Here is an 8,888-nt window from a genome sequence, read left to right on the forward strand (position 1 = left end):
GGGGTGTGGTGAGGATCGGGGACTGCGACGTGTGGGCCGCGGCCCCGCGGCACGTGGCGACACTGCGCTCCGTGGTCACCCAGCACCAGGGTGAGGGCGTCGGTTTCACCGGTCGGGAGATCGTGGAGATGGGCCGATACCCGCACCGGGGCTGGTGGCGGTCGGCGTCCGCGCGGGACGGGGAGGTCGTCGACCGGGCACTGGAGTCGGTCGAGGCGGGGTATCTGGCACCGAAGATCTTCGACGAGATGTCGGGTGGTGAGCGGCAGCGCATCCTGGTCGCCCGGGCGCTGGCCCAGGAGGCGCCGGTGGTCATCCTCGACGAACCGACGAACCATCTTGATGTCCGGGCCCAGCTCTCCCTGTTGCGGCTCCTCGCCGGAGCAGGGGCGACGACGGTGGTCGCGGTCCATGACGTGAACCATGCACTGGCCTATGCCGACCGGGTGGTGGTCCTGTGCGACGGACGGGTGGTCTCCCAGGGGACGCCCGACGAGGTGATCACCCCGGACCTGATGGCGGAGGTCTTCGGGGTCCGGGCGTCGATGATCACCGACCCGCACACCGGTCGACCGTTCGCTGTCCTGGGACTTCCGGAGACGTCGGCGGAACCGTTCAGGTGGTGAGTTCCGGCCGCAGACGGTTGTCGGGGAGGACGCCGCCGCGCATGGACCGGATCAGTGTGGCGGCCCTGGGTCCGCTGGCGACCAGGAGGTAGACGTCGTGGATGAGATAGGCGACGCCCGCCCCGACCAGACCGTGGGCCGGTACCAGCACCGCGGCGGCGCCGATGAGGACGGCGGCCCCGACCCCCTGGAGCAGAGCGGAGAACCCGATCCGGCCGTTGACCCGCTCCAGGTTCCCGTAGATGTAGGCCGAGGTCGAGATCGCCTGCCCCAGGGCGATGAGCAGGAGCAGTGGGGTGGCGTGGCGGGCGTAGTCGGCACCGTAGATCCACATGAGCACCGGTCCACCTACCGCCACGATCAGTGCCCGGAGTACGGAGATCCGCAGGTACATCACGATGAACCTCCTGGTCAGGGGGGCCAGTTGTTCCGGGAAGCGGGCTGCTGCGCTGACGAAGGGTCCCGCCACGGCGCTGATCAGCACGGTGGACGCGGTGACGACTGTCCAGCTGAGGTTGAAGTAGGCCGCGTCCTCCCCGGAGGTCCCCCTGAGGATGATGACGGGGATGATCAGACCCGGCAGTGCCTGGACGACCATCCAGATGGTGGCCATGGCATTGAAGCCGAGGATCCTGCGGGTGGTGGGGAGCTGCGGCGCGACGTGCCGGTCCCTCCTGAGCAGCTGGCCGGAGACCAGCAGTGCGACCTGGATGACGGTGACGCCGACCAGTGAGGGGACGATCCAGCTCAGGACGATGCCGGAGGCGGCACCCGTTGTGGCCAGGGCGCCGATGAGCGCCAGCTTCACCAGGGCGTGCAGGACGTTGCGCAGGGCGTTGACCCTGCCGAGGCGAAGCCCGATGAGCACGGAGTCCTGGATGGTGTACTGGGCGAGGACCGGCACGGCGACGACGAACAGCAGTTGTTCCCGACCGTCGCTGAACAGACGGTCGGCGGGTCCCACCAGGAGGAACAGTCCGGCGAGGAGTACCGCGAGGACCACCGTGACGATCTGGACCAGGGTGACCAGTCTGAGTTGGAGCCGTCCTGCGACCGGCAGCAGACGTTCAATGACCGGGCCGAGCGCGAGGTTGGAGACGGTGGCGAGGGTCAGTGCGGTGTTGATCGTCGTGGAGGCGACCCCGACGTCCGCGGTGGGGTAGAGACGTGCGGCGACGAACCAGTAGACGGCACCGAGACCGGAGTTGACGAGGCTGGCGAGGGCGAGTGTCCGTCCGTCGAGGACCATTGTGCGGGATTCCCCGGAGGCATTCCCGGTTTCCGGATTTCCGGCGGGGTTGCCGGGGGTAGTTCCCGAGAAACTCGAATTTTCTTGTGACATTTCTCACCCTCGTATTGTCTGACACCGTGATCGGTGACTGAGCCAGCGAATGGTATGCTACGTGGAAAGTAATGTCATGTCCATTCTGAATTACTGTTGCGTATTACGGGATATGGCCCGGAGGGAACAACTGGTGAATATCTGCAGAAGTGGGTCCGGCGTCAGGAAAGCAGTGGCCGCCGCCGCAGTGGCCGTGACGGTGGGGATGTCGGCTCTTCCTGCCGCACACGGTCAATCGGCAGGTCAAGATGGTGGTATGTCGGTCGGGCCCGGGGCGGTGGTCACGGAGAACCAGTTCACCGCCGAGGTGACCTTCAGTCCCCGTGGGAATACCTGGTGGCCGGTGACCCGGTCCTCGCAGGACATCACCTACCGGTTGAGGAACACCGGTTCATCGTCCGCCAGCGGAAAAGTCACCGTCTTGGTGGACCAGATGTTCAGTCGTCAGACAAAGGCCGGCGAGGAGCGTTCTTTCACACTTTCCCCGGGGCAGACATTGACCGGTTCCGTCCGGTCGGATATCAGTCCACAGCTCATCATGCGGCCCACGATCTCCGTGAACACCAGTTCCGGGTCCCCCCGGGTCAGTCTCGCCCCGGACGCACCGCAGTGGGTCGTCCCGTGGGGGGTGGTGCTCCTGCCGCTGCTGCTGGTCACCGCCGTTGTCGCGGGTTGGATCACCCGCAAGCGGAACGTGGTCAGTGGCGAGTGAAAACCTCAGTGGCGAATGAAACCGCCGGCCGCCAGGATGTCCCCCGGTGGTCGGTGCCGGGGTCGGGCCACCACCCCCCGGGCCACTCCGCGGACGACGGACGCCAGAACCCGGGGCCACCGGCGTCGGGGGGTGTGCCGGATCTGGCCGATGACGATGTCCCTCAGCAGGCCCGCCCACCGCGAGGGGGTGAGTGCGGAGGACCCGGTCCGGCTCTCGCGGACGCACCACACCAGATTGCGGATGTTGACCACGGCACGCGGGGGGACGAACTGTCCGGGTCCGGCGTTGCTGACGAGATGGGTGATACGGGCCTGCGGTACCTGTCGTCCGGGTATGTCTGCGGCGAGCCTGGCGGTGTACTCGGTGTCGTCGTGCCAGAGGAAGAAGTCGTCGAGCGGCAGATGTGTCCGCCGGGCGGCGCTGGCCCGGATGAGCGGGCCGACGAAGGAGACGGCGCTCACCGCGAGGTGCCCTTCCTCGGCCGCGGCGAGGGACTCCGGGACCAGGGGAGAGAGGAAGGGCCGGTTGCGGGTGTGCAGGACGCCGTCCGCGTCGGTCACGGTGGGCGAGACGAACGGGATGTCCGGGCTGTCGGTCAGTGCCGAGAGCAGTCTTTCGAGACAGTCCGGACGGGGAACGGCGTCATCGTCCATCAGCCAGAGGAAGTCGGTGGTGTCCGCCAGCGCCGCATCCGTTCCGAGCGCGAATCCGCCGGCGCCGCCCCGGTTGGTGGTGGATTCGATCACGGAGAGCTCAGCATACGTCGACGCGAGGCTCCGGAGATACCTGATGCTTCCATCGGTGGAGCCGTTGTCCACCACGAGGATCCGGTCCGGTCGACGGGTCTGTCCCACCAGGGAATCCATCACCTGTCGCAGGGTGGCGAGGCGGTTGAAGCTCACCACCAAAGATGTGACCAATATCTCGGAACCGATAGATTGACATTGACGGGGGATAGGCATATCATCTCTTTGTATTGACTGATGTATCATGTCCTTTGTGAAGATACTCAACTCGTCTCGGCGGGGGAAAACCGGTCGGTCCGGGGGGGCTGTGCCGCCGGTGTTTCCCGAGCTCCTCGCCCTGTGGCTCACCGGTGCCGTCAGCGTGCTGCTGCCCGTGCTCGTGTGGTCCGGGGTCGGCGGCCCGGTGCGGGGCGTGGTCGTCGCGCTGACCGCCGTCCTCGTACCGGGGGTGCCGGTGGCGTTGGTGTTCTACCCCACCTGTCGCCGGATGTGGCTCGCACTTGCACCGGTGCTCTCTTTCAGCGTCCTTGTGCTGCTCAGCATGGGCCAACTGCTCACCAACCTGTGGTACCCGATGGTGGCCTCCTCGGTCGAGGGGCTGACCGGGCTGCTGTTCATTCCGTTGGCCGCCCGCCGGATTCTCCGCGCCGCCCGGACCGCCGCCCGGACCGCCGCTCCCGACCGGGACCCCGGCACGGACGACCCCGGCGCGGATAGGGACGCCGACCCCGCCCCGGTGCCGGGCCCGCGGCGGATCGGCCGCCGACCGGCGGCGGTGACCGTGGGAACACCCGTGGTGATCGCCGTGTCCTTCGGTCTGTGGGCCAGTGCCCTGCACCGGGTGAACCTTGACGCGACCGGTGCCCGGGGGCTGATCGCCGTTGCCCCGCTCGAGTACTTCGCAGGACTGGCACTGCTCCTCGGTCTCGCACTCCGGCTTCTTCTACGGGGGTGGGATCCGGTGCGCCCACCACACCTGCAGCTGGCACTGGCCACTGCCGCGCTCATGGTCCAGATCACCACGTTCGTCTCCGTCGCCGACGGCGGAGCGGTCGTGGGTACCGGATACGTCCACGTCGGATTCGTCAACGCCATCGACGACCTCGGCCGTACGGTCGAGGGGTTCGACGCCCGGTTCAGCTGGCCCGGATTCTTCGCCGCCTTCGCAGCCCTCCGTGCCTGGTCGGGAACGGACTCCATGGCAGGTGTCCTGCCTCTCTACCCGGCGGTCATCAACATCCTGTTCATTCCCACGATGCTCGTCCTCGGGCGCAGACTGACCGGCAGCGACCGGGTCGCCTGGGGCGGCGTCCTCATCTTCTCCCTGGTCAACTGGGTGCAGCAGGACTACTTCTCCCCACAGTCGCTGGCCTTCCTGCTCTACTTCGCGGTCATCGCCGTTCTGGTCACGGAAACGGCGGACAAGGAGCCGGCACCGGTTCTCCGCTGGTTGCGGACGACCCCGGGGAGACCCGCCGGACGGACCGGACGGGGGGAGAGGGGGGTGGAGACCCTGCTCCTCATCATGTCCGCCACCATGGTCCTCAGCCACCAGCTCACCCCGGTGGCACTGGTGACCACGCTGGTCCTCTTCGGGATTACCGGCGTGGTGCGGCAGCGTTCGTTGTGGATCGGGGTGGGCGTGATCTTCGTCGCCTGGTTCGCCTACGGTGCGCAGGACTGGTGGAGCGGCAATCTCTCGGTGATCATCGACGGTTTCGGCAGATCCCAGGAGGCGTTGAACGCCGGGATCAGCGGAAAAGTCCAGGGCAGCGCCGCCTACCGGCAGATGCAGCAACTACGTATCGTGTTCACCGCGCTGCTCGGCCTCGCTGCGGTGGTCGGGTGGTTCCTCGTCCGTGGCGCGTGGCGCCGGGTGTGTTCCGCACTCCTGGTCGCGGCACCGGTGTCACTGGTCGCCATGCAGACCTACGGTGGCGAGGTGATTCTGCGGGTGGTGCTCTACTCGTCCCCGGTGCTCGCGGTACTCGCCGCAGCGGCGGTGGCCGGGTTGTACCGGCCCCGCCGTCCCGGGCACGACAGCCCGCCGTTGCAGGCCGTCAAACTCGGTGGCCTGGTCGTGGGTGCCGCAGTTGTGGCGGTCACCGGTGTCGCCGCACGCGGAACGAACACCGCCTTCGAGCGGAACCCGGGGTCCACCATCGAGGCCGCGCGGACGGTGCTCGACAACGCTCCCGCCGGGAGTGTCGTCGTCCCGGTGGAGACGGACGCCGTCCTCCGGATGGACCGGGTGGGTGAGCTCAGACCGGCCACCCTGTCCGGCGAGGGGGATGTCGCCCGTCAGATCATGGACGCCCGACCCGACTTCGTGTTCTTCTCCTCGTCACGTGAGGCGTACGAGCATATCCTGCACGGCACACCGGAACACTGGTTCAGTGAGGTTTCCCGGGACATGCTCGACAGCGGCGACTACGAGGTATTCACCCGGACAGCGACCGCTACCGTCCTCAGGAGGATGTCATGACCCCACTCCAACTGCTCACAGGGCCGGCGCTCGGTGCGGCCCTGGTGACGATGCTCCTGGTGTACATCGTCCTGGTGATCGACCGGTCACGTCGCCCGGAGCCGCGGACCACCACCCTCGCGACGTCGCGTCCCGTGCTCACCGGTGTCTTCCTGGCGGCATTCTGGATCGGTGCGGTGCTGCTCATCATCCGGCTGGGAGTGATCTCGTGAACAGGACCCGCATAGCGGTCATCGCCGCAGCACTGCTCATCGTCGCCCTCACCGTCACCGGTGTGTACACGAGCCGGGGCAAGCCCGAGCTGTCCACCGACGTGTCCGGGGACCCGTCGCTGATCGCCGACGCCCGGGGTCAACTGGGTGGTGTCCGGGACAGTGTGGCGATCTGCGAGGTTGACGGGAACCGCACCGTCCAGGCGTTCTTCGGTTCCTCCGGCGTCCGGCAGTACGAGATCGCGTCACTGAGCAAGGTCATCACCGGTGAGCTTCTCGCGGACTCGGTCCGGCGTGGCGAGGTCACCCTCGGTTCGACGGTGGGAAGATACCTCGACCTGCAGGGAACCCCCGTCGCCGACGTCACCCTGTCGGAGCTGGCGACCCACACCAGCGGACTGGGGTACTGGGGTGATGACGGACGCGACGGTGGACTCGACGACTGGTGGACCGGGACGGTCCGCGGGGACACCGTCGTCCACGACATCCCGGTACCCGATCTGCTGGACCGGGCGCGGAAGGACCCCCTGTCCACGAGGGGGACCTACTCCTACTCGAACATCGGATTCGCCCTGCTCGGACAGGCGCTGGCACAGGCCTCCGGGATGGACTACCCGGACCTGCTGCGCGCCCGGGTGACCGGACCCCTGGGTATGAGGGACACCCGGCTGGGTGGATCCTCGGACCGTAACCGGATGCGCGGCTACAGCGCCGGCGGACGCCACGTACCGGCGTGGAACCTCGGGGCCTACGGTCCGTCCGGCGGCATCATCAGCACCCCCGACGACATGTGCCGGTTCGCCGCCTTCCTCGCCGAACCGGACCCTGGCAGCGGGAAGGGGACGTCGGCCAGGGTGCCGGTCACCGTCGACAGTTCCGGTGACGGCTCCGGCCTCGGCTGGAACACCCGTCAGATCGACGGCACCCGCGTCGCATGGAAAGAGGGGCAGACCGGCGGATACTCCTCCGCCGTCGCCACCGTCGAGGGCTACTCCCTCGTGATCCTCAGCAACACTGCGGTGCGCCTGGACTCGGTGATGTGGCATCTCGTCGAGTCGCGGGCACCGCTGGGGTGAGCGGGGCGGGGTGAACGGGGACCCGACCCTCTGCCCCCGGGAACTGTTGCCTCTCCGGGACCGACAACTACCGGTGAATGGCTCCGCATTCCAGGGCGGCCGGTGCACCGGCGGCGGTGCGGAGCCGGGACGGAACACAGGACAATGGCGGGCACCGTAACGGGCATCCAGGTGGAAGGGACCGGTCCGGGAACACAGATCCACGGCATCAGACTGGAGGATCCGGACACTGTCGCGGACACCGTCGACGCCGGTGAGCTTCGCAGGCTGGTCTACACCCACAAGATGGTCGTTCTCAAGGATCTGCACCCCACACCGGAACAGTTCCTGGCACTCGGCCGTGCGCTCGGAACTGTCGTCCCCTACTACGAGGCGATGTACCGCCACCCGGAGTATCCGGAGATCTTCGTGTCCTCCACCGACCGCGACAGTGGCGGGGTACCGAAGACCGGGGCCTTCTGGCACATCGACTACCAGTTCATGCCGGAACCCTTCGCCCTGACGATGACCCTCCCCCTCGCCGTGCCGGGAACGGACCGGGGGACCTCCTTCGTCGATCTCGCCGCGGCCTGGTCGGCGGTACCCGAGGATCTGAAGGAGAAGGTCCGGGGAACGCGGACGGTCTGTTCACCCCGCCGGTTCGTCAAGATCCGCCCCAGCGACGTCTACCGGCCGATCGGTGACGTCCTCCGCGATATCGAGGAGACCACCCCACCACAGGTGTGGCCGACAGTCGTCCGGCACCCGGTCACCGGGGAGGAGATCCTCTACATCTGCGAGGCCTTCGCCGACCGGATCATCGACGCCCGGGGAGATGAGCTCGATCCTGCGATCCTCCGCCGCCTGTTGGCCATCAGTGGGCAGCTGGATACTGACGACACCTCGCCTCTGGTGCACACCCAGTACTTCGGCGTGGGGGACGCCCTGCTGTGGGACAACCGGGCCCTTGCCCACTGCGGACGACACGGCAGCACCCCGGGAACCGTCACGACGTACCGACTGACCATGCTCGACGGTCTGCCGACTCCGGGGGCACCGGTATGAACCGGGCCGATCCGCAGCGCGACCTGGTCGTACGCATCCTGCAGCAGGCCGGTGCCACCCCCGGCTCGCCTGCCCTGACCTCCGTGTCCCGTGGTGTCACCCGGACCTACGCCCAGACCGTTCAGGATGCGCGGACCGTCGCCGCCAAGGTCAGGTCGGTCGCGCACCGCGGTGACCGGGTGATCCTCCTGTCCGACGATGAACCCGAGGCGTACATCGGGCTGCTCGGCTGTGCCTTGGCGGGTGTCGTGCCCGCCGTCGTCGATGCGGCGTCACCGGCGGCGACGGTGGCCGCCGGTGCGGACGCCGTGGGGGCGGTCGCCGTAGTGACCGGGGAAGGGCTGTCCCCCGTGCCGTCCGTGCCAGGACTCCCGGTGCTCACTGTGTCGAACACGCCGGGAGACGGAACCACGGTGCCGGACCACACTGACGATGACGCCGCCCCCGACAGTCCACTCCTCATGCTGTTCACCAGTGGCACCACCGGCGTCCCGAAGAGTGTCGTCCTGTCCAGGTCGGCACTGCACGCCATTCCCGACGCTCTGCGTCAGCACGGGCTCGACTGGATCACCTGGATTCCCGGTGAACCGATTTACACGCCGCTGCCCGCAGCCCACATCGGAGGAGTGTGGTGGATCCTCA

At 67.7% G+C, this 8,888-nt stretch carries 9 protein-coding genes; 7 read left to right on the forward strand and 2 right to left on the reverse strand.

Annotated features, from left to right (window positions below):
* The coding region (locus QZV72_RS12500; protein WP_297008913.1) for an ABC transporter ATP-binding protein at positions 1-626 on the forward strand (626 nt) is incomplete at its 5' end.
* Here the strand turns inward: QZV72_RS12500 and QZV72_RS12505 are convergent.
* Positions 616-1,875 (reverse strand): lipopolysaccharide biosynthesis protein, encoded by a 1,260-nt coding sequence (locus QZV72_RS12505; protein WP_297008914.1) that lies wholly within the window; start codon positions 1,873-1,875, stop codon positions 616-618. The genes QZV72_RS12500 and QZV72_RS12505 overlap by 11 nt on opposite strands.
* 349 nt (positions 1,876-2,224) lie before the next feature.
* Between QZV72_RS12505 and QZV72_RS12510 the strand changes: the two genes are divergently transcribed.
* Complete coding sequence (locus QZV72_RS12510) at positions 2,225-2,680, forward strand: hypothetical protein (protein ID WP_297008915.1); 456 nt, start codon at positions 2,225-2,227, stop codon at positions 2,678-2,680.
* 5 nt (positions 2,681-2,685) lie between these two features.
* Here QZV72_RS12510 and QZV72_RS12515 read toward each other — a convergent pair whose 3' ends face one another.
* Positions 2,686-3,585, reverse strand: coding sequence for a glycosyltransferase (locus QZV72_RS12515; protein WP_297008916.1), 900 nt, complete (start codon positions 3,583-3,585; stop codon positions 2,686-2,688).
* An 88-nt stretch (positions 3,586-3,673) separates the two neighbouring features.
* Here QZV72_RS12515 and QZV72_RS12520 point away from each other — a divergent pair, with 88 nt between their 5' ends.
* The 5 genes from QZV72_RS12520 to QZV72_RS12540 form a co-directional block, all read left to right on the forward strand.
* Complete coding sequence (locus tag QZV72_RS12520) at positions 3,674-5,914, forward strand: hypothetical protein (protein WP_297008917.1); 2,241 nt, start codon at positions 3,674-3,676, stop codon at positions 5,912-5,914.
* Entirely contained in the window at positions 5,911-6,126 is a 216-nt protein-coding gene (locus QZV72_RS12525) for a hypothetical protein (RefSeq protein WP_297008918.1), read from the forward strand. The genes QZV72_RS12520 and QZV72_RS12525 overlap by 4 nt, the downstream gene beginning before the upstream one ends.
* The gene (locus QZV72_RS12530) at positions 6,123-7,202 is read left to right on the forward strand and encodes a serine hydrolase (protein WP_297008919.1); all 1,080 of its coding nucleotides are present in this window, start codon (positions 6,123-6,125) and stop codon (positions 7,200-7,202) included. Before QZV72_RS12525 ends, QZV72_RS12530 begins: the two co-directional genes overlap by 4 nt.
* A 144-nt stretch (positions 7,203-7,346) precedes the next feature.
* Entirely contained in the window at positions 7,347-8,246 is a 900-nt protein-coding gene (locus tag QZV72_RS12535; protein WP_297008920.1) for a TauD/TfdA family dioxygenase, read from the forward strand.
* Positions 8,243-8,888: AMP-binding protein (locus QZV72_RS12540; protein WP_297008921.1), on the forward strand; the 646-nt coding region annotated here is incomplete at its 3' end. The genes QZV72_RS12535 and QZV72_RS12540, both read left to right, overlap by 4 nt.

The organism is uncultured Corynebacterium sp., from assembly GCF_902782855.1.
GTDB lineage: Bacteria > Actinomycetota > Actinomycetes > Mycobacteriales > Mycobacteriaceae > Corynebacterium.

Excerpts from the sequence above, each read along its gene's own strand:
- QZV72_RS12505 (WP_297008914.1), bottom strand. The coding sequence starts at position 1,875 with ATGGTCCTCGACGGACGGACACTCGCCCTCGCCAGCCTCGTCAACTCC.
- QZV72_RS12510 (WP_297008915.1), top strand. The coding sequence starts at position 2,225 with ATGTCGGTCGGGCCCGGGGCGGTGGTCACGGAGAACCAGTTCACCGCC.
- QZV72_RS12520 (WP_297008917.1), top strand. The coding sequence starts at position 3,674 with ATGTCCTTTGTGAAGATACTCAACTCGTCTCGGCGGGGGAAAACCGGT.
- QZV72_RS12525 (WP_297008918.1), top strand. The coding sequence starts at position 5,911 with ATGACCCCACTCCAACTGCTCACAGGGCCGGCGCTCGGTGCGGCCCTG.
- QZV72_RS12535 (WP_297008920.1), top strand. The coding sequence starts at position 7,347 with ATGGCGGGCACCGTAACGGGCATCCAGGTGGAAGGGACCGGTCCGGGA.